The 21,372-nt window shown below is 67.7% G+C and carries 15 protein-coding genes and 1 riboswitch; of the genes, 7 read left to right on the forward strand and 8 right to left on the reverse strand.

The annotated features are described in order from the left end of the window. Positions 1-321 precede the first annotated feature (321 nt). Positions 322-1,272: a hypothetical protein gene (locus SBI80_RS11210; protein ID WP_318974593.1), complete on the reverse strand. Its 951-nt coding sequence runs from the start codon at positions 1,270-1,272 to the stop codon at positions 322-324. On the opposite strand from SBI80_RS11210, the gene SBI80_RS11215 reads away from it, so the two are divergent. Beyond that, complete coding sequence (locus SBI80_RS11215) at positions 1,256-10,435, forward strand: cadherin-like domain-containing protein (RefSeq protein WP_318974595.1); 9,180 nt, start codon at positions 1,256-1,258, stop codon at positions 10,433-10,435. The genes SBI80_RS11210 and SBI80_RS11215 overlap by 17 nt on opposite strands. Positions 10,436-10,442: 7 nt before the next feature. Here SBI80_RS11215 and SBI80_RS11220 read toward each other — a convergent pair whose 3' ends face one another. The 3 genes from SBI80_RS11220 to SBI80_RS11230 are packed head-to-tail and all read right to left on the reverse strand — an operon-like array spanning position 10,443 to position 14,729. Next, positions 10,443-10,796, reverse strand: coding sequence for a VOC family protein (locus tag SBI80_RS11220; protein WP_318974597.1), 354 nt, complete (start codon positions 10,794-10,796; stop codon positions 10,443-10,445). Next, positions 10,793-12,442 carry a DNA repair helicase XPB gene (locus tag SBI80_RS11225; protein ID WP_318974599.1) on the reverse strand — a complete coding sequence of 550 codons (1,650 nt, stop codon included), beginning with the start codon at positions 12,440-12,442 and terminating at the stop codon, positions 10,793-10,795. The genes SBI80_RS11220 and SBI80_RS11225 overlap by 4 nt, the downstream gene beginning before the upstream one ends. Before the next feature lie 31 nt (positions 12,443-12,473). After that, positions 12,474-14,729, reverse strand: coding sequence for a helicase-associated domain-containing protein (locus SBI80_RS11230; RefSeq protein ID WP_318974600.1), 2,256 nt, complete (start codon positions 14,727-14,729; stop codon positions 12,474-12,476). A gap of 63 nt (positions 14,730-14,792) precedes the next feature. Here SBI80_RS11230 and SBI80_RS11235 point away from each other — a divergent pair, with 63 nt between their 5' ends. The 4 genes from SBI80_RS11235 to SBI80_RS11250 are packed head-to-tail and all read left to right on the forward strand — an operon-like array spanning position 14,793 to position 16,400. After that, entirely contained in the window at positions 14,793-14,984 is a 192-nt protein-coding gene (locus tag SBI80_RS11235; protein WP_318974601.1) for a hypothetical protein, read from the forward strand. Positions 14,985-14,986: 2 nt separating this feature from the next. Further along, on the forward strand, positions 14,987-15,499 hold the full coding sequence (moaC, locus tag SBI80_RS11240; protein ID WP_318974602.1) for a cyclic pyranopterin monophosphate synthase MoaC: 513 nt from the start codon (positions 14,987-14,989) through the stop codon (positions 15,497-15,499). Continuing rightward, positions 15,496-15,975 carry a MogA/MoaB family molybdenum cofactor biosynthesis protein gene (locus tag SBI80_RS11245; RefSeq protein WP_318974603.1) on the forward strand — a complete coding sequence of 160 codons (480 nt, stop codon included), beginning with the start codon at positions 15,496-15,498 and terminating at the stop codon, positions 15,973-15,975. The genes moaC and SBI80_RS11245 overlap by 4 nt, the downstream gene beginning before the upstream one ends. Next, positions 15,972-16,400, forward strand: coding sequence for a molybdenum cofactor biosynthesis protein MoaE (locus SBI80_RS11250; RefSeq protein WP_318974604.1), 429 nt, complete (start codon positions 15,972-15,974; stop codon positions 16,398-16,400). Before SBI80_RS11245 ends, SBI80_RS11250 begins: the two co-directional genes overlap by 4 nt. Here SBI80_RS11250 and SBI80_RS11255 read toward each other — a convergent pair. The 4 genes from SBI80_RS11255 to SBI80_RS11270 all read right to left on the reverse strand — a co-directional run bounded on the left by SBI80_RS11255 (position 16,397) and on the right by SBI80_RS11270 (position 19,793). Then, positions 16,397-17,641, reverse strand: coding sequence for a transglycosylase family protein (locus SBI80_RS11255; RefSeq protein WP_318974606.1), 1,245 nt, complete (start codon positions 17,639-17,641; stop codon positions 16,397-16,399). The two genes, SBI80_RS11250 and SBI80_RS11255, sit on opposite strands and share 4 nt — an antisense overlap. Before the next feature lie 9 nt (positions 17,642-17,650). Next, positions 17,651-17,825: riboswitch (cyclic di-AMP (ydaO/yuaA leader) on the reverse strand. Positions 17,826-18,071: 246 nt separating this feature from the next. Further along, entirely contained in the window at positions 18,072-18,344 is a 273-nt protein-coding gene (locus SBI80_RS11260; RefSeq protein ID WP_318974608.1) for a MoaD/ThiS family protein, read from the reverse strand. A gap of 1 nt (position 18,345) precedes the next feature. Next, complete coding sequence (moaA, locus tag SBI80_RS11265) at positions 18,346-19,407, reverse strand: GTP 3',8-cyclase MoaA (protein ID WP_318974609.1); 1,062 nt, start codon at positions 19,405-19,407, stop codon at positions 18,346-18,348. Beyond that, a complete protein-coding gene (locus SBI80_RS11270) occupies positions 19,404-19,793 on the reverse strand; it encodes a YccF domain-containing protein (protein WP_318974611.1) in 390 nt (129 codons plus the stop codon). The genes moaA and SBI80_RS11270 overlap by 4 nt, the downstream gene beginning before the upstream one ends. Before the next feature lie 130 nt (positions 19,794-19,923). Here SBI80_RS11270 and SBI80_RS11275 point away from each other — a divergent pair, with 130 nt between their 5' ends. Both SBI80_RS11275 and SBI80_RS11280 read left to right on the forward strand, forming a co-directional pair. Then, entirely contained in the window at positions 19,924-20,334 is a 411-nt protein-coding gene (locus SBI80_RS11275; protein WP_318974613.1) for a cold-shock protein, read from the forward strand. A 55-nt stretch (positions 20,335-20,389) separates the two neighbouring features. Then, positions 20,390-21,367 carry a glutathione S-transferase family protein gene (locus SBI80_RS11280; protein ID WP_318974615.1) on the forward strand — a complete coding sequence of 326 codons (978 nt, stop codon included), beginning with the start codon at positions 20,390-20,392 and terminating at the stop codon, positions 21,365-21,367. Positions 21,368-21,372: the final 5 nt, after the last annotated feature.

Consider the following 21,372-nt stretch of genomic DNA (forward strand, 5'->3'; position numbering starts at 1 on the left):
CGAGGTCGGCGGTAGGGAGCGGCGGGCATGGACGAGCAGCTTCGACGATCGAGTGTCGGGCGTGGTCGTCGTTCGCTCGATGGCACCTGACAGGCAAATCAAGTCATAGGTTCGCGGCGTCTTCACACCGACTCCAAGGGTGACGAGGCACTGGCGCGCGCCATGGGCACCCGGAGGCGATCGAATGCGCGCAAATACTTCCAAGCACCGGGCGGGGCGCGTCGGGGCTGTCGCCGTGCCCGCCATCTGGGCCGTTGCGAACGCCACCGATCGCACCAGGGACGGCAGCGGTCCTCGGCACGCCATCAAGACCACGACCAGCTATGCCATGTACATCGGCCGCGTGGGCGCACTCGCTGTGTCGCTGGGTGTCGGAATGGCGCTGGCGACGACCCCCGGGATGGCGTGGGCTAGCACGGATTCCGACTCAGATGGGTCTGCGTCGACGGCACCGGGACCGTCGGCAACCCACACCGCCACCGGCGCCACCACCAGCTCGACCACGGCGACCAGCTCGACCACGACGACGAGTTCGACCACGACGATCCCTAGCGGTGCCGCGACCACGCAGGAGCCGCCGTCGTCGGCTTCGTCTTCGTCGTCGAGCGGCCAGACGTCCGCTGCCAATGGTGACGGTGTCCCGAAGATGAACGTCAGCAGCTCCGGTGGGGCGCACACGTCCACGTACGGCACCTCCGACGCGACGAGCGCGCCCGCCGCCGCCCAGTCGGACACCTCGGGCACTGCTGCCCCCGCCCAAGAGGTGACGAGTAGTGGGCCCACCGCCACCGCAACTCCCACGCCGGTGCCGACGGCGGCGGCACCGATTCCGGCCACACCGGAGGGGTCATCGACAGTCGCGGAGGTCGTCGCGATCCCGGCGAACCCGTCGCCGAGCCCCTCCACCGGCACCGGCGACACGCACGGTGCGGTCCCCAAGCCAGCTGCCGTCGATGCCGTGACATCGACGCCCAGCGCCAGCCGGACGTCGGCGCCGCCCGAGGTCTCGGTGCAGGCTCGGTCGGTCGCCGCCGACGACGCGGCACCGGTGGCTGCCGCGTCGGTCACGCCGAACGCACTGAGCGCGCAGCTGGCACCGGCACCCCCGACCGATCCGCTCTCCGCGCTCCTGGCGGTGCCCGGCACGATCGTGAACGCCTTCAGCGGATTCGTGGGGGCATTGTTGACCCCGTTCTTGGCACCGGGTCCGGCGGCGCCCGCGCAGATGCCGCTGCTGTGGACGGTATTGGCCTGGGTGAGACGGGAACTCACACACACCTTCTTCAACCAGAGCCCGACCGCGAGCCCGGTCCAGAACGTCGGCCAGTCCCTGACGGGGGTGGTGACCGGACAGCTCAATGCCAGCGACCCGAATGGTGATCCGCTCTCGGCCACCGTGACCCGCCAGGGCGCCTACGGCACGGTGACACTCGCCTCGGACGGCACCTACACCTACACCCCCAACGCCGCCGTTCCCGCCGCGGGGATCACCGATACGTTCCAGGTTGCGATCGACGATTCCGGTCTGCACGTCGGGGGTCTACTGGGCCTGGTGCAGGGCTTCTTCGAACACATCGCCCGGTGCATCGGCATCGCCCAGCCAGACACCATCGTCAAGACGGTGCAGGTGGCGGTGGTGGGGACGCTCCTGCCGGGCAGCGTGCCGTCGGTGATCGCGACGTCGGGAGTGCTGCTGTACACCGCCGGTGATGGTCCCAAGACCCTGGACCCGCTTGTCACCGTCGTCGATACGGACTCGACGACGGCAACCAAGGCGACAGTCAAGATCAGTGTCGGCTACGACGCGTTGACCGATTCGCTGGTCTATTCGCCGGCGAGCGGCGGCCCGATCACCGGCAGCTTCGATGCCGCGACCGGTGTCTTGACGTTGACGGGTACGGCGACGATGGCGCAGTACCAGAATGCGCTGCGCGCCGTCACGTTCGCCTCGACCGCCGACGACCTGGTGGGAACGCGCGCGGTTTCCATCGTCGTGACGGCCGACCAGGTCGACAGCGTGCCAGGATTGGTGACGGTGGTGGTGTCGGGCCTGCCCGGCAACGTCCCCTCGGTTGTCGCGACGACGCCGGTGAAGCTGTACACCTCGGGTGGGGTGCCGGTGGTGTTGGACGCCAATGTCACGGTGGTCGACGTGGATTCGACGTCGGCGACGAAGGCGACGGTGTCCTTCGATTCGTCGACCTATGATCCGACCAAGGATGTGTTGGCCTACAACGGTTCTGGTGCCATCACCGGGGTGTTCGATTCGGCCACCGGTGTGCTGACGCTATCGGGTGCTGCTTCGTTGGCGCAGTATCAGGAGGCGCTTCGGTCGGTGACGTTCGCCTCGACCGCGGCGGTGGGTCTGAAGACGGTCTCGATCGCGGTTACGGCCGACGGTGTGGCGGGAATTCCCGGGCTCATCGCGATCACAGTGGCGGCGCTCCCCGTACTGGCCAGTGTGCCCGCCGTCATCGGAACGACGCCGGTGAAGCTGTACACCTCGGGTGGGGTGCCGGTGGTGTTGGACGCCAATGTCACGGTGGTCGACGTGGATTCGACGTCGGCGACGAAGGCGACGGTGTCGTTCGATTCGTCGACCTATGATCCGACCAAGGATGTGTTGGCCTACAACGGTTCTGGTGCCATCACCGGGGTGTTCGATTCGGCCACCGGTGTGCTGACGCTATCGGGTGCTGCTTCGTTGGCGCAGTATCAGGAGGCGCTTCGGTCGGTGACGTTCGCCTCGACCGCGGCGGTAGGTCTGAAGACGGTCTCGATCGTCGTGACCTCCGATACGGTGGCCAGTTTGCCCGGCGTGATTGGCGTGACCGTGGCGGCGTTGCCGGTGGTGACGAACGCTCCTGGGCTGGTGGTGACGACACCGGCCAAGCTTTACACCTCGGGTGGTTCACCGGTGGTCCTGGACGCCAACGTCACGGTGATCGACGCGGATTCGTCCTCTGCCACTGGGGCGACGATCTCGCTGAACCCGCTGACTTATGACGCGACCAAGGATTCCCTGGCGTACAACGGTTCTGGTGTGATCACCGGAATGTTCGACTCGACCACCGGGGTTCTGACGTTGAGTGGTACGGCATCGTTGGCGGATTATCAGGCGGCGTTGCGGTCGGTGACGTTCGCCTCGACGGCGACGGTGGGGGTGAAGACCGTCTCGGTCGTGGTGACCTCTGACGGGGTGAGCAGCGTGCCGGGCCTCATTGCGGTGACGGTGGCGGCGTTGCCGGTGGTGACCAATGGTCCGGGTTTGGTGGTGACGACGCCGGCGAAGTTGTACACGGGTAATGGTTCGTCGGTGGTGCTGGATGCCAATGTGACTCTGGCGGATGCGGATTCATCTTCGGCGACGAGGGCCACGGTGTCCTTCGATCCGCTGACATTCAGCTCGGGAACCGACTCTCTGGGTTTCACCGACACCAGCGCGATCACCGGTAGTTTCAACTCGACTACGGGTGTGCTGACGTTGACCGGAAACGCGTCCCTCGCTCAGTATCAGGCGGCGTTGCGGTCGGTGACGTTCGCCTCGACGGCGACGGTGGGGGTGAAGACGGTGTCGGTCGTGGTGACGTCTGACGGGGTGACCAGTGTCCCGGGCCTCATTGCGGTGACGGTGGCGGCATTGCCGGTGGTGACCAACGGTCCGGGTTTGGTGGTGACGACGCCGGCGAAGTTGTACACGGGTAATGGTTCGTCGGTGGTGCTGGATGCCAATGTGACTCTGGCTGATGCGGATTCGACGAGCGCGACGAAGGCCACGGTGTCCTTCGATCCGCTGACCTACGCCAACGGCGCGGATGTGCTGGGCTTCACCAACACCGGCGGGATCGCCGGAGCATTCGATAGCGCCACAGGTGTGCTGACGCTGACGGGTGCTGCCTCGTTGGCGGATTATCAGGCGGCGTTGCGTTCGGTGACGTTCGCCTCGACGGCGACGGTGGGGGTGAAGACGGTCTCGATCGTGGTGACCTCCGACGCGGTGAACAGCCTGCCCGGCGCCATCGCGGTCACGGTGGCGGCGTTGCCGGTGTCGGCGAGTGCGCCCGGTGCGGTCGGCACGACGCCGGTCAAGTTGTACACCGGCAACGGCACCCCGGTGGTGCTGGATGCGAACGTGTCCCTGGTGGACGTCGACTCCACCACCGCCACCGGCGCGACGATGTCCTTCGACCCCCTGACCTACACCTCCGGGGCGGACACCCTCGGCTTCACCAACACCGGCGGGATCACCGGCAGCTTCGACGCCAGCACTGGTGTGCTGACCCTCACCGGCAATACCTCATTGTCGAATTACCAAGCAGCCCTTGGGTCGGTGACGTTCGCCTCCACGGCGACGGTGGGCCTCAAGACCGTCTCGATCGTGGTGACCTCTGACGGAGTGAATAGCCTGCCGGGTGCGATCGCCGTCACGGTCGCCTCGCTGCCGGCGGCGGCGAGTGCACCCGGTGCGGTCGGCACGACGCCGGTGAAGTTGTACACCGGCAACGGCACCCCGGTGGTGCTGGATGCGAACGTGTCGTTGGTCGACGTCGACTCCACCACGGCCACCGGCGCGACGGTGTCCTTCGACCCGCTGACCTACAGCGCCGGGGCGGACACTCTCGGTTTCACCAACACGGGGCTCATCACGGGCAGCTTCAATAGCAGCACCGGTGTGCTGACCCTCACCGGGAACACCTCGCTGGCCAACTACCAAGCGGCCCTTCGCTCGGTGACGTTCGCCTCCACGGCGACGGCGGGGGTGAAGACGGTCTCAGTCGTGGTGACCTCTGACGGGGTGAATAGCCTGCCGGGCCTCATTGCGGTGACGGTGGCGGCGTTGCCGGTGGTGACCAATGGTCCAGGGCTGGTGGTGACGACGCCGGCGAAGTTGTACACGGGTAATGGTTCGTCGGTGGTGCTGGATGCCAATGTGACTCTGGCGGATGCGGATTCATCTTCGGCGACGAAGGCCACGGTGTCCTTCGATCCGCTGACATTTAGCTCGGGAACCGACTCTCTGGGCTTCACCGACACCGGTTCGATCACCGGAGCATTCGATAGCGCCACGGGTGTGTTGACGCTGACGGGTGCTGCCTCGTTGGCGGATTATCAGGCGGCGTTGCGTTCGGTGACGTTCGCCTCGACGGCGACGGCGGGGGTGAAGACGGTCTCGATCGTCGTCACCTCGGATGCCGTCAACAGTGTCCCGGGCGCGATCGCGGTGACGGTGGCGGCGTTGCCGGTGGTGACCAACGGTCCAGGGCTGGTGGTGACCACGCCGGCGAAGTTGTACACGGGTAATGGTTCGTCGGTGGTGCTGGATGCCAATGTGACTCTGGCGGATGCAGATTCGACGAGCGCGACGAAGGCCACGGTATCCTTCGATCCGCTGACCTACAGCTCGGGAACCGACTCTCTGGGCTTCACCGACACTAGCGCGATCACCGGTAGTTTCAACTCGACGACGGGTGTGTTGACGCTGACGGGTGCTGCCTCGTTGGCGGATTATCAGGCGGCGTTGCGGTCGGTGACGTTCGCCTCGACGGCGACGGCGGGGGTGAAGACGGTCTCGATCGTCGTCACCTCGGATGCCGTCAACAGTGTCCCGGGCGCGATCGCGGTGACGGTGGTTGGTTTGCCAGTCGTGTCGAACACTCCGGGTTTGGTGGTGACGACGCCGGCGAAGTTGTACACCGGCAATGGCACTCCGGTGGCGCTGGATGCGAACGTGTCCCTGGTGGACGTCGACTCCACCACCGCCACCGGCGCGACGGTGTCCTTCGACCCCCTGACCTACACCTCCGGGGCGGACACCCTCGGCTTCACTAACACCGGCGGGATCACCGGCAGCTTCGACGCCAGCACTGGTGTGCTGACCCTCACCGGCAATACCTCATTGTCGAATTACCAAGCAGCTCTTCGTTCGGTGACGTTCGCCTCCACGGCGACGGTGGGCCTCAAGACGGTCTCGGTCGTGGTGACCTCTGACGGGGTGAGCAGCGTGCCGGGCCTCATTGCGGTGACGGTGGCGGCGTTGCCGGTGGTGACCAACGGTCCAGGGCTGGTGGTGACGACGCCGGCGAAGTTGTACACGGGTAATGGTTCGTCGGTGGTGCTGGATGCCAATGTGACTCTGGCTGATGCGGATTCGACGAGCGCGACGAAGGCCACGGTGTCCTTCGATCCGCTGACCTACAGCTCGGGAACCGACTCTCTGGGCTTCACCGACACTAGCGGGATCGCCGGAGCATTCGATAGCGCCACGGGTGTGTTGACGCTGACGGGTGCTGCCTCGTTGGCGGATTATCAGGCGGCGTTGCGTTCGGTGACGTTCGCCTCGACGGCGACGGCGGGGGTGAAGACGGTCTCGATCGTCGTCACCTCGGATGCCGTCAACAGTGTCCCGGGCGCGATCGCGGTGACGGTGGCGGCGTTGCCGGTGGTGACCAACGGTCCAGGGCTGGTGGTGACGACGCCGGCGAAGTTGTACACGGGTAATGGTTCGTCGGTGGTGCTGGATGCCAATGTGACTCTGGCGGATGCGGATTCATCTTCGGCGACGAAGGCCACGGTGTCCTTCGACCCGTTGACATTCAGCTCGGGAACCGACTCTCTGGGCTTCACCGACACTAGCGCGATCACCGGTAGTTTCAACTCGACGACGGGTGTGTTGACGCTGACGGGTGCTGCCTCGTTGGCGGATTATCAGGCGGCGTTGCGGTCGGTGACGTTCGCCTCGACGGCGACGGCGGGGGTGAAGACGGTCTCGATCGTCGTCACCTCGGATGCCGTCAACAGTGTCCCGGGCGCGATCGCGGTGACGGTGGTTGGTTTGCCAGTCGTGTCGAACACTCCGGGTTTGGTGGTGACGACGCCGGCGAAGTTGTACACGGGTAGTGGTTCGTCGGTGGTGCTGGATGCCAATGTGACTCTGGCGGATGCGGATTCATCTTCGGCGACGAAGGCCACGGTGTCCTTCGATCCGCTGACATTTAGCTCGGGAACCGACTCTCTGGGCTTCACCGACACTAGCGCGATCACCGGCAGCTTCGACCCCACCACTGGTGTGTTGACGCTGACGGGTGCTGCCTCGTTGGCGGATTATCAGGCGGCGTTGCGGTCGGTGACGTTCGCTTCGACCGCCGCGCCAGGCCTCAAGACTCTCTCGATCGTGGTGACGTCCGACGCGGTGAATAGCCTGCCCGGCGCCATCGCCGTCACGGTCGCCTCGCTGCCGGCGGCGGCGAGTGCACCCGGTGCGGTCGGGACCAGCCCGGTGAAGTTGTACACCGGCAACGGCACCCCGGTGGTGTTGGATGCGAACGTCTCGTTGGTCGACGTCGACTCCACCACCGCCACCGGCGCCACGGTGTCCTTCGACCCCCTGACCTACAGCTCGGGAACCGACTCTCTGGGCTTCACCGACACCGGTTCGATCACCGGTAGTTTCAACTCGACGACGGGCGTTCTCACCTTGAGCGGCAATGCTTCGCTCGCGGATTATCAGGCGGCGTTGCGGTCGGTGACGTTCGCCTCGACCGCCGCGCCGGGCCTCAAGACCGTGTCGATCGTGGTGACCTCCGATGCGGTGAACAGCCTGCCCGGCGCCATCGCGGTCACGGTCGCCTCGCTGCCGGTCTCCGCCAGTGCGCCAGGTGCGGTCGGGACCACCCCGGTCAAGTTGTACACCGGTAATGGCACCCCGGTGGTGCTGGATGCGAACGTCTCGTTGGTCGACGTCGACTCCACCACCGCCAGCGGTGCGACGGTGTCGTTCGATCCGTTGACCTATAGCGCCGGGGCGGACACTCTCGGTTTCACTAACACCGGCGGGATCACCGGCAGCTTCGACGTCATTACCGGTGTGCTGACCCTGACCGGCAGCACGTCATTGTCGAATTACCAAGCAGCCCTTCGGTCGGTGACGTTCGCCTCGACCGCCGCGCCGGGCCTCAAGACCGTCTCGATCGTGGTGACCTCCGACGGAGTGAATAGCCTGCCGGGTGCGATCGCCGTCACGGTCGCCTCGCTGCCGGCGACGGCGAGTGCACCCGGTGCGGTCGGGACCACCCCGGTCAAGTTGTACACCGGCAACGGCACCCCAGTGGTGCTGGATGCGAACGTGTCGTTGGTCGACGTCGACTCCACCACCGCCAGCGGCGCGACGGTGTCCTTCGACCCCCTGACCTACAGCGCCGGGGCGGACACTCTCGGTTTCACCAACACGGGGCTCATCACGGGTACCTTCAATAGCAGCACCGGTGTGCTGACCCTGACCGGCAGCACGTCATTGTCGAATTACCAAGCGGCCCTTCGCTCGGTGACGTTCGCTTCCACGGCGACGGCGGGGGTGAAGACCGTCTCGATCGTGGTGACCTCCGACGGAGTGAACAGCCTGCCGGGTGCGATCGCCGTCACGGTCGCCTCGCTGCCGGCGGCGACCAATGTCCCCCCACTGGTGACGACGTCGGGCGTGCGCAGCTACACCGCCGGAAGTTCGGCGATCGCAGTCGATCCCGCACTGTCGGTGGTGGACATCGACTCGCCCAACCTCACGGGGGCGACCGTTTCGATCGGCGGTGGATTCGTTTCGAGCACAGACACATTGGCATATACGCAGGGCGCGAGCCCGATCTCCGGTACGTACGACGCTGCCGCGGGAGTCCTGACGCTCACCGGCACCGGGACCGTCGCCCAGTATCAGGCGGCACTGCAGTCGGTGACCTTCTCGACCACCCCGGCGGCGTTGGCCGCCATCAAGACCGTGTCGGTGGTCGTCACCGATGGCACCGCGCCGAGCATTCCGGCGACAGTCGCGGTGACGGTGACCGCGCTGCCCGTGAACGTTCCTCCGTTGGTCACCACCTCGCTGGCGAATCTGTCGTACACCGCCGGAAGTGCCGCCACCACATTGGACTCGGGGATTACCGTCACCGACGTCGACTCGGCCACGATCTCCGGTGCCAAGGTCTCCGTCACGACGGGATTCGCCACAGGGGACACGTTGGCGTTCGCCAATGCCAATGGCATCACCGGGAACTATGATTCCGGCACCGGTGTGTTGACCCTAAGCGGCTCGGCCACCGTCGCGCAGTATCAACAGGCGCTGCGGTCGGTGACCTTCTCGACGGCGTCCTCCGCGCTCGCGGCCATCAAGACCGTCTCGATCGTCGTCACCGATGCGAATGGAACTCAGAGTATTTCGGCTCCGCTCGCAGTCACCGTGCTGGCGGCCCCGGTCAACGTGCCACCGCTGGTGGTGACGTCGCTGGTGTCGGCCGTCTCCTACACTGCCGGTTCTGCTCCCGTGAAGCTGGATCAATTGCTGTTGGTGACCGACGTGGACTCGACCTTCCTGTCAGGTGCGCAGGTGTCGATCACCGGTGGGTTCGCCACCGGCGATGCCCTGGCCTTCACCCAGGGCAACGGCATCACGGGCAACTACAACGCCAGCACCGGGGTCCTCGCCCTCAGCGGCACCGCCACCGTCGCCAACTACCAGCAGGCCCTGCGATCGGTGACGTTCGCGACGGGTTCCTCTGCGGCAGCAGCCCTCAAGACGGTGTCGATCGTCGTGACCGACTTCCAAGGCGCGTCCAGCGTGTCGCTGCCGTTGACCGTGGCCGTGCTCGCGCTGCCGGTGAACGTGGCGCCCGTGGTGGTCAGCTCACTGATCAACACCGTGCCCTATACCGTCGGCAACGCACCCGCCGTACTCGACGGCGCCGTGACGATCCTCGAAGATTCCACGACCATCTCCGGCGCGACGGTCACGATCGGACTCGGCAGGCAAACCGGTGACGCCCTGAGCTTCACCCAGCCCGGTGGCAGCTCGATCACCGGCACGTACAACAGTACGACCGGCGTGCTGACACTCTCGGGCACGGGCACCGTCGACCAGTATGAGACCGCACTGCGCTCGGTGACTTTCGCAACGCCGACCGCCGGTCTGCTCGGGGTGCGCACGGTATCCATGGTCGTCACCGATGGCCTTGGTGCATCAAGTGTCTCGGTGCCGCTGACGGTGACGGTGGGGGCCAACACCGCACCGGTGGTCAGCAGCACCCTGCTCACGTCACTGGTGTACACGTCCGGCTCCGGGGCGAAGGTGCTGGACGCGGGACTGGCGGTCGTCGACAACTCGACGTTCATGTCTGGCGCGACGGTGACGATCACGTTGGGCAAGGCGTCGGGCGACAGCATCACGTTCACCCCGGGCAACGGCATCACCGGCACCTACAACTCCACCACCGGCGTTCTGACACTGACCGGCAGTGCGACTGCGGCCCAGTACCAGGCGGTGTTGCGGACGGTGTCCTTCGCCACCAGCTCGTCGACCCTGGTCTCTGCGGCCAGGACGTTCTCGGTGGCCGTCACCGACCAGCAGGGGCTGACCGGTTCGGTGCTCATCCTGATGACGGTGATCGGATTGTGACCGCCCGTCAGCCGCGGTGACTGAGCACGTTCACGACGTTGCCCGACGCGTCCTCGAAGAAGAACCGTCGCACCCCCCAGTCCTCGTCGGACAGCGGGTGGACGATGCGCAGTCCGGCGGCGACGGCCGCATCGTGGGCGGCGTCGACGTCGTCGACCTCCACCGATAGATGGGGATTGACCGGCGCGGTGAGATCCTGCGTCATCAAGCTGATTTGGCGGCCGCGGTCGACATCGCCGGCGAGGGTGAGGATCCAGCCGTGGTTCATCACCTCGGTCAGGCCGAGCGCGGCGACGTAGGCGTCACGCGCGCCGTTCAGATCGTCGACGGTGAGGTTGGGCACCACCCGCCGGACGGTCATATCGCCGGACCGAGCAGATCGTCGGCATCCTTGATGATGTAGCCGTACCCCTGCTCGGCGAGGAACCGTTGCCGATGCGCGGCGTACTCGGCGTCCAGACTGTCGCGCGACACGACTGAGTAGAAAACCGCGCCACCACCGTCGGCCTTCGGTCGCAGCAGCCGGCCGAGCCGCTGTGCCTCCTCCTGGCGCGATCCGAAGGTTCCGGAAACCTGTACGGCCACACTGGCTTCCGGCAGATCAATGGAGAAGTTGGCCACCTTGGAAACCACCAGCGTCTGGATCTCACCGGTGCGAAACGCTTGGAACAGCGTCTCGCGTTCGGCGGTCTTGGTCGATCCCTGGATGACGGGGGCGTCCAATTCGCGGCCCAATTCGTCGAGCTGATCGAGGTACGCGCCGATGACCAGGGTGGGCTCACCGGGATGCTTGGCCAGTATCGACTTCACGACGGCGACCTTGGTGTGCGCCGTCGAGCACAGCTTGTAGCGCTCCTCCGGTTCGGCCGTCGCGTAGAGCATGCGCTCGTTCTCGGTCATCGTCACTCGGACCTCGATGCACTCGGCGGGCGCGATCCACCCCTGTGCCTCGATGTCCTTCCATGGCGCGTCGTACCGCTTCGGTCCGATCAGGCTGAAGACGTCGCCCTCGCGGCCGTCCTCGCGGATCAGCGTGGCCGTCAACCCGAGGCGGCGGCGGGACTGCAGGTCGGCCGTCATCCGGAACACGGGGGCCGGCAGCAGGTGCACCTCGTCATAGATGATCAAGCCCCAGTCGCGGCTGTCGAACAGCTCCAGGTGCTTGTACTCGCCTTTCGTGCGACGGGTGATCACCTGGTACGTCGCGATCGTGACCGGGCGGATCTCCTTGCGCTCACCGGAGTACTCGCCGATCTCCTCCTCGGTCAGCGACGTACGGGCAATCAGCTCGCGCTTCCACTGCCGGCCCGCCACCGTGTTGGTGACGAGGATCAGCGTGGTCGCGCCGGCCTTGGCCATGGCGGCGGCGCCGACGATCGTCTTGCCCGCACCGCACGGCAGGACGACCACACCAGAACCGCCCGCCCAGAACGAGTCAGCGGCCATCTCCTGGTAGTCGCGCAGCTCCCAACCGTCCTGATCGAGGACGATCGGATGCGCCTCGCCGTCGACGTAGCCGGCGAGATCCTCGGCCGGCCATCCGATCTTGAGCAGCATCTGCTTGATGTGACCGCGCTCGCTGGCGTGCACGATGATCGTGTCGTCGTCGATGCGGGCACCCAGCATCGGGGCGATCTTCTTGTTGCGCAGCACCTCTTCGAGGACCGCGCGGTCCAGGCTCACCAGCACCAGGCCGTGCACGGGGCTCTTCACCAATTGCAGTCGCCCGTAGCGGGCCATGGTGTCGACGATGTCGACCAGCAGCGGCTGTGGCACCGAGTAGCGGGAGAACGAGACCAGCGCGTCCACCACCTGCTCGGCGTCGTGACCGGCGGCCCGGGCGTTCCACAGCGCCAGTGGAGTGATGCGGTAGGTGTGGATGTGCTCGGGTGCACGCTCGAGCTCGGCGAACGGGGCGATGGCCGCCCGCGCCGCCCCGGCGAGCTCGTGGTCGACCTCGAGCAGCACCGTCTTGTCGGACTGCACGATCAGCGGGCCGTCAGTCATGCGCTTCTCACTCCGGGAGTCATCTCACCCATTATCCCGGGTCGGCCGACACGACCGACGTCACGCGGTGGATCGCGAAGTCCCTGACCCGTCCTGCCGCGGGATCGTAGGCGGTCAGCTGGCCGCCGCGGACGTTGATCGGGGCGACCACCCGCTGGGTGGCGACGCCGGCCGGGTCGACGTAGCCGATCACGACGGACTCCTGGCGATGTGCCGCACCGTGCAACTGGGCCATGGCCTCGGCCGGATCGAGCCGGCTGCCGTCGTTCGGGCCGCCCGCCACCTTGCGCAGCACTGCGACGATGGCCCCAAGCGTCGTCGACGTCGGCCCCTGAGGCGGCCGGTAGCCCCGACGGCGGCCGGGGGTCGGCACCCGCGCGCCGCGGGACCGAATGTCGACGATGGTCCCCGACGAATCCTCGGCAGCGGGTGCGAAGCCGGCGGTGCGCAGCGCCGCGAGAACCTCGGCGATGGGAGATTGGGACACCGCGACGGTCGGCGCGAGCGCCCGCACGTCCAACCGCTCCAGCGCCGGTGACGACACGGCCTGGGCCAGCAGGGCGGGGTCCTCGCAGCGTACGAACGACGCCGCCATGCCGACCCGCAACTGACCGTGGCGACGTGCCACGTCGTCGATGAGGTACGTCAGACCCTGCGGTACCGGGGTCTTGGAGTGCTTGGTGAACAGCGTGTGGAGCTCGCTGGCCGTCTGCCCGGTATCCAGGGCACGCCGGACCGTCTGCTCGCTGATCCGGTAGACCATCGCCGCGCCCGCCGACTCGACCGTCGCGACCGCCGAGAGTTGTTCGGCCAGAACGCGATCCAGCGGACCTGGCACCACGACGGTCAGGTCGGCCTGCAGCAGGAAGTAGTCGATCGGGGCGGGCAACACCTTGGTCATCGCCGCGACGACGGCGTCCTGTGGCTCGGAGGTCAGTAGCAGGCGGCTCGGCGAGGCGATCGCACCGCGGCCGATCACTCCGAGGGCGTGCGCCTCCGCCATTAGGGCCGTCACCGGCTTGAGTTGCAGACGCGCCGACCACCGGGGCCGTCGCCAGGTCATGGCGCCCGACGCTCCCGCGGCGTCCACCCCGGTGCCGGGCGGCAGCTCGGCGAGCGTCGCGAGGAGCAACCGCCGGTCCAACGGCGCCGCCGTCGAGTACAGCGCATCCGAGAGGGCGGCGTAGGGCTTGCCGTCCGGACCACGCTCGCCGACCAGGCCGGGCCGGGCGGGCACGTCCAGCCACGCCGAGGCCATTGCATACCAGCGCACCGCGGTCGTCGACTCGAAGAAGCGATCGGCGGCCAGCGTCGGTGCCCAATACGGACCCGTCCCGTCCAGCGGATCGGGCTCGGGAACGCCGGCCGCGATCAACCCCGCCGCCGATGCGATCTCCAGGATGAGTGCCAGCCGGTCCTCGTCGACGCCGGTGCCCTTGGACAGGCGCTTGAGTTCACGGATTCCCAGACCGCCGCTGCGCAGCTCGGGGATCGGGGAGTTGGACAGGTACTCCAGCACCACGTCCACCTCGCGTAGCAGGTCGATCGCCGATCCCGCCGCTGCGGCGTCGACGTCGGCGACCGACGTCGTGCTCACCTCGGGGTGGGGCGGCGCCAGCCCGACCGGCCCCGGCTGCTCACCGCGCATCACCTGACCGACCAGGCGCGGCAGGATGACGGTGTCCTCGTCGACCTGTCGCAACAACCCGGCGGCCAGCAGGCGCTGCACGGGGCGTTCGGGAGGGGTTCCGGGCGCCGCGTCGCGGGTGCGTCCGATCGGCGAACCGTCGACCAGCCGCTCGAGGAGTTCGCGCTGTGATTCGTCCACGTCGGCCAGCAGTTCGACGATGCGGTCGGCGTCCAGGCCGGCGGCCTCCAGGGTGACCTGGCCGGGATGCCAGGGCAGCCCCACCGCCGACTCGGGTGCGATGCGCACGGCGCTGTCACCCCAGGCAAGCGCCCTGGCGCGAAGCGCGTCGAGAGCGGCGTCGACGTCCTCGGGCCTCGCACGGTTGCCGATCAGTGCGGTCAGTTTGCTGACCGGCACTCCGCCACCGTCGGCCCGCAGGACCAGCAAGGCGTCGAGGACCACCAGCGCAAGGAAGTCGAGCCCGTCCGTCGCGGCCTTCACCGATTGCCGCGACTGGGCCCTGGCGGCCAGCGCAGCGATGGATCCCGGAGGCGGTTGGGCTAGGTCGGGACGCAACTCCAGCAGCCGGACGAGCTGATCGTCGGTCAGCTCCGCCAGCCATGCACCCAACGGCACCACGGGAGCTGATTCGGACATTGCTTACCAGCCTAGCCAGCGCCGGTCTCGCCAGCACCCGGCACGCCTGCCACAATGTGAGGCGTGGCTGACAAGAAACCGCACAAGAAGGGCTACGTCGACAACGGCTGGCCGGTCCACGAAGGCGACGAGCACGCCGTCAGCGAGCTTGCCGCCGACCGTACCGGTGCACTGTCCCCGTTCGGCGACCTGACGTTTCCGCTGCCGGCAGAAGACCTGCCCTACACGCACCCGGTCACCGTCATCAACAAGTAGCCGTGACGGCCCGCCCCGATCGGCTGTCGCACCTGGACGAATCGGGCGCCGCCCACATGGTGGACGTGACGGCCAAGGACGCCACCAAGCGCACCGCCGTGGCGACGGGCACGGTTCGCACCCGTGCCGACGTCGTCGAGATGATCGCCGCCGGCGGTCTGCCCAAGGGTGATGCCCTGGCCACCGCCCGCATCGCGGGCATCCTCGCGGCCAAGCGCACCAGTGACCTGATCCCGCTCTGCCATCAGCTGGCGCTCACGGGGGTCGACGTCGCATTCGAGGTTGGCACAGCCGAAGTCGCGATCAGGGCGACGGTGCGCACCACCGACCGCACCGGGGTCGAGATGGAGGCGCTGACCGCCGTCAGCGTCGCGGCGCTCACGCTCTACGACATGCTCAAGGCCGTCGACCCGGCCGCCACCATCGACGGCATCGCGGTGGTGCGCAAGGACGGCGGCAAGACGGGTACCTGGGAGCGCGAAGAGCGAGGACTACCGATGGGCGAGGATCGATGACGCGGACGGCACGGGTGATCATCGCCTCGACCCGCGCAGCGACCGGGGTGTACGACGACCGCACCGGACCGGTGATCGTGAACTGGCTGACCGAGCGCGGTTACGAGGTGCCGGCCCCGGCGGTGGTGACCGACGGCATCGCCGTCAGCCGGGCGCTGTTCTTGGCCGTCGGCGAGAAGGTCGACCTAATCCTCACCTCCGGTGGGACGGGGATCTCACCGACCGACGGCACCCCCGAGGCCACTGCCAACATCGTCGACTTCCAGATCCCGGGGTTGGCCGATGCCATCCGGCGCTCCGGCCTACCGCACGTGCCCACCTCGGTGCTGTCGCGCGGGGTGTGCGGAGTGCGCGACGGGACGTTGATCGTCAACCTGCCCGGATCGCCAGGGGGCGTCAAGGACGGGCTGGCCGTATTGGCCGACGTCCTGGAGCACGCGCTGGATCAACTCGGCGGCCGGGACCACGACAAATGAGCGCCGAGGTTCTGCGCGCCGAGGTCACTGAGGAGGTCATCGACCTCGCCGCACACGAGGCACTAGTTGGTCATCGCGCGGCGGGCGCCGTCGTCGGGTTCGTCGGCGTAGTGCGCGACCACGACGGTGGACGCTCGGTGACCCGACTGGAGTACTCGGCGCACCCGACGGCCCAGCAGACGCTCGCCGAGGTGGCGGACGAGATCGCGCAGACCGTCGAGGGAGTGCGGGCGATCGCCGTCAGTCACCGCATAGGCACATTGAGCGTTGGCGATGCCGCATTGGTCGCGGCGGTGGCGGCAGACCACCGGCAGGCGGCCTTCGCGACGTGCGCCCTGTTGGTCGACACGGTGAAGGCCCGCCTACCGGTGTGGAAGCACCAGCTATTCGCCGATGGCTCCGACGAATGGGTCGGTTCGGCCTAGGCGGTCGGGGCGGGTGCCGCCGGCAGCAGTGCCGGATCGGCGGGTGCCGGGGCCGGGGCGTCGCCCGGGGTGACGGGCACGTTGGGGCCGGGAGCCTGACCGGGGATCGGGGTGTCCATGCCGCGCTGGGCCAGACCCATGACCAGGGCTTCCTTGCCGCTGATGTCGTGGTTCTGGACGGCCTGCCACAGATCCTTCAGGTAGCTGACGTTCGGGCTGTCACCCGGGCCGGCCGCATTGGGATCCATGGTCGAACCGGGAGGCGGGGCGTCCGGGCTGGCGAGGTGCGGGATGCCGTTCGGCGGCGTCGGGATCTCCCCGGATACCAGCTGGTTGGCGGCGTTGTAGGCGGGCGCCGGAACGTTGACGCCGTTCAGCGGTGCCAGCGGGTCGGGAGCGGGAGCCGCGACGGGGACGGGTGCGGCGGGGTCCGCTGAGGGAGCCGGAGCCGGCGGCAGGACCGGATCGAGCGGGAGCGGTGCGCCGTGCAGTGCCCACGCCTGGGGCTGGTCGGCGGGGGCCGGGCCCTGCGGGGTGACGTCCCAGTCGGCGGCCTCGACGACCGGCGGGGCGGGAACGTCCTGGGGGGCCGGAGCGGCCACGGGGGCGTCCAGCGGTGCCGCGGCATCCGGCGGCGGGAGTATGGGATCGGCCGGCGGGGGCGGTGCAGGGGCGTCCAGGGACACGTTCACCGCATCTGCGGGCGGCGGGGGCGCGATCGGATCGGCGGGCGGCGGGGGCAGCGGCGCGTCGAGCGGGGCTGCGTCGACCGGGGCCGGGGCGTCCAGCGGCGGGTCGGCCGGTGGGGGCGGAGGAACGTTGCCTCCGAGCTCGGGGTTGTCGAGCGGCGCGGAGTCGGCGACGACGTTGCGGGGGGTGGCGCTGGAGAGGCCGGTGCCACACACGGGCCAGGCGCCGCGGCCCTGAGTGGCCAGCACGCGTTCGGCGACGGCGATCTGCTCGTCCTTGGTCGCCAGGTGCGCAGCGGGGGCGTACTCGCCACCGCCGTGCGAGGACCAGGTGCTCTGCGAGAACTGCAGCCCGCCCTGGTATCCGTTGCCGGTGTTGATGGCCCAGTTTCCGCCGGATTCACAGCCGGCTACCCGGTCCCATTCGCCGTCGGTCGCCGCGGCTGCGTGCCCCGCGAGCGCCAGGCCGCCACTACCCAGAACCGCTCCGGTGAAGGCGATCTTGGCGACACTCTTGGCCGATGTAGTGGTCTTGCGATGCCGTCCACTCATAGGTGTAGAAGGTCCTCTCGTCCACGCCTACGAGGTCAGCTGTCGGGTTCGGGCTTGAGAGGTCGCCCGGCCTCCGCCTCGCGGCTTCGGCTTCACCCCAAGGAACCTTGCGGTTCCTGGTCCCTATGAATCGGTGGACCGGTGGGTCCCCCGCCTCCATCCCTGAGGTAGGTCCTGACCATGCCCAACGGATGGAGCTCGGCGTAACTAGGCATGGCGGGCCACTGATTAGGGTCGAGTGGCTTGGAATCAGACCGTAACGGGTACTTCGACTCCCGTCACTTCAGGCGGGTACCGGCGTTTCCCTCTTCAGCAAATATTGTGAGGACCTTAAAACGGCAGCACGGCGGGACGTTTACCCAGGCGATCTTGGCGGTGATCAGCGCGTGTGACACTTTGTAATCTTTTCGTGATGTGACGCAAATCACGCTCATCCGCCCGCGAAGGGCGGTAATACATCCACGGTCTGGTTTGTTGTGAGCGGCTTCTGGGTTCCGTGCAGATCGCGTACGGCGACTCCATCGCATAGGAACGAGCACCGCTGGAGGACGACGGCCAGCTGCTGATCCCTGGTGCGTAGCTCCGCCACCAAATCGGTCACCGTGGCTCCCGCGACGACCGCGACCGTCTCGGTCTCCACTCCGGCCGCCGCGCGCGCCGCGGCGTAGTACCGCACGGTCACGGGGATCGTCTGTGCCGTCACCTCAGCCCCCGATCGCGCTCATCGGGCGGTCCGGCTGCACGAAGCCCGGATCGTTGATGCCGTGACCCGCCGGCTTGGCCCACATCGCCGCGCGCCAGGCCGCCTCGATGGCGTCGTCGTCGGCCCCACGTCGCATCAGGCGCCGCAGATCGGTCTCCTCGCGGGAGAACAGGCAGCTGCGAACTTGTCCGTCGGCGGTCAGGCGCGTGCGGTCGCAGGCGCCACAGAAGGCGTGCGACACCGAGGCGATCACTCCCACGGTTGCCGGTCCACCGTCGACCTGCCATAGCTCGGCCGGCGCCGAGCCACGGGGGGCCGGGTCGGGGGTCAGGTCGAAGTCGCGGCGCAGGGCGGTGAGGATCTGCTGGGCGTCGATGGTCCGATCGCGACTCCAGTGATGCCCGGCGTCGAGCGGCATCTGCTCGATGATGCGCAGCTGGTAGCCATGGTCGAGACAGAAGGCCAGCAGCGCAGGCGCATCGTCGAGACCGGTCACCGGATCCAGCACGGCGTTGACCTTGACCGGTGTCAGGCCGGCGTCGGCCGCGGCCGCAAGACCCTCGACCACGTCGCCGAGCCGGTCACGACGGGTGATCCTGGCGAAGCGGGCAGCATCCACGGTGTCCAGCGAGACGTTCACCCGGTCCAGGCCGGCGGCCTTGAGGCCGGCGGCGCGACGGGCCAACCCGATGCCGTTGGTGGTGACCGACGTCTGTGGCCGCGGTGCCAGCGCGGTGGCCGCGGCGATGGCGCCCTCGAGCTTGGACGAGACCAGCGGCTCGCCGCCGGTGAAGCGGACGTTGGTGATGCCGAGGCGGGTGACGGCGATCGTGAGCAGGCGCGATAGCTCGTCGGGGCGCAGCAGATCGTCCCCGGGCAGCCAGTCCAGACCCTCGGCCGGCATGCAGTAGGTGCACCGCAGGTTGCACCGGTCGGTGAGCGACACCCGCAGATCCGTCGCGGCCCTGCCGTAGGTGTCCAGCAGCGGCCCGCTTGCGGGCGCGGCGCCGGCCAGCGGCGCCACCGTCCGGATGGCGGGCAGCCCGAGCGCGGTCACCGTCATGGGAACGCTCCCTGATTCGACGGCACGATCTCCTTGCCCAACGGGAACAACGACACCGGAATCAGCTTGAGGTTGGCCAGCGCAAGGGGAATGCCGATGATCGTGATGGCCATCGCGATCGCGCTCAGCACGTGACCGATGGCCAGCCAGATGCCGAACAGGACCACCCAGATCACGTTGCCGATCAGTGCGCCGGGACGCGGTCCCGGCTTGTCGACGACGGTCTGGCCGAACGGCCACAGGGCGTACATGCCGATGCGGAAGGCGGCGAAGCCGAACGGGATGGTGACGATGAGGATGAAGCACAGAATGCCAGCCAGGAAGTAGCCGAGCGCCAGCCATAGGCCACCGAAGATCAACCAGACGATGTTCAGGATCAGGCGCATCTTTCCTCCAACGGGGATTCCCAGACTACTGACCGCAGGCTGAGGTCATCGCCGTGGACTTGTAGGATCGAAAACATTCGCGTCCTGCATCGGCGGGACGCGTTCATTGCGAGACGAGCGGGTGAGACAAGTGCCGACCGGCAAGGTGAAGTGGTACAGCGCCGAGAAGGGCTTCGGCTTCGTGTCCCAGGAGGACGGCGAGGACGTCTACGTGGGCTCTTCTGCGCTGCCTGCCGGGGTTGCGGAGCTCAAGGCCGGTCAGAAGGTCGAGTTCGGCATTGCCGCCGGCCGCCGGGGTCCGCAGGCGTTGAGCCTCAAGGTGATCGAGCCGCCGCCGAGCGTCGCCCGGGCCCGTCGCGAGGCGTCCGCGCCCGAGCACAAGCACACTCCCGACGAACTGCACGGCATGGTCGAGGACATGATCACCCTGCTGGAGGGTTCGGTGCAGCCCGAGCTGCGCAAGGGCCGCTACCCCGACCGCAAGACGGCGCGCCGGATCTCCGAGGTCGTCAAGGCAGTCGCCCAGGAGCTCGACGCGTAGTTCGGCTCCGCGGGAACGGGTGCTTGACTTCCCGCCCCGGGGGAACAATGGACCCGTGGCCTCCTACGTAGCCCCAGCGGGCGAGTTCAACCGCGACACCAAGTACATCGAGACGCGCATCACGGCTGACGGCCGCGACGGCTATCCGGTCGAGCCGGGCCGGTACCGGCTGGTGGTGGCCCGGGCTTGCCCCTGGGCCAACCGCGCGATCATCGTGCGTCGGCTGCTGGGCTTGGAGGACGTTCTGTCCATTGGCTTTTGCGGACCGACGCATGACGAGCGCAGCTGGACGTTCGACCTCGATCCTGGCGGTCTCGACCCCGTGCTGAAGATCCCTCGGTTGCAGGACGCCTACTTCAAGCGGTTCCCGGATTACCCCAAGGGCATCACGGTGCCCGCGATCGTCGACGTCCCGACGGGTGCGGTGGTCACCAACGACTTTCCGCAGATGACGCTGGACCTGTCCACCGAGTGGGTGGCCTACCACCGACCCGGTGCTCCGCAGCTCTACCCCGAACCGCTGCGGGCCGAGATCGACGAGGTCGCCAAGCGGATCTACACCGAGGTCAACAACGGGGTGTATCGCTGCGGATTCGCCGGTTCGCAATCCGCCTACGAGGCCGCCTACGACAGGCTGTTCACAGCGCTGGACTGGCTCTCGGAAAGGCTTGCCTCCCAACGCTTCCTGGTGGGGGGCACGATCACCGAGGCCGACGTTCGGCTGTTCACCACGCTGGCGCGCTTCGATCCCGTGTACCACGGCCACTTCAAGTGCAACCGGCAGAAGCTCGCCGAGATGCCGGTGCTGTGGGCCTACGCGCGGGATCTCTTCCAGACGCCGGGCTTCGGCGACACCGTCGACTTCGGCCAGATCAAGCAGCACTACTACATCGTGCATTCCGACATCAACCCGACCGGAATCGTGCCCAAGGGGCCGGATCTGTCCAACTGGACGACACCCCACGGCCGAGAAGCGCTGGGCGGCAGACCATTCGGCGATGGCACCCCGCCGGGCCCGCCACGAGAGGGCTAGGTCAG

It is taken from the genome of Mycolicibacterium sichuanense (genome assembly GCF_033741125.1).
Classification (GTDB): Bacteria; Actinomycetota; Actinomycetes; order Mycobacteriales; family Mycobacteriaceae; genus Mycobacterium.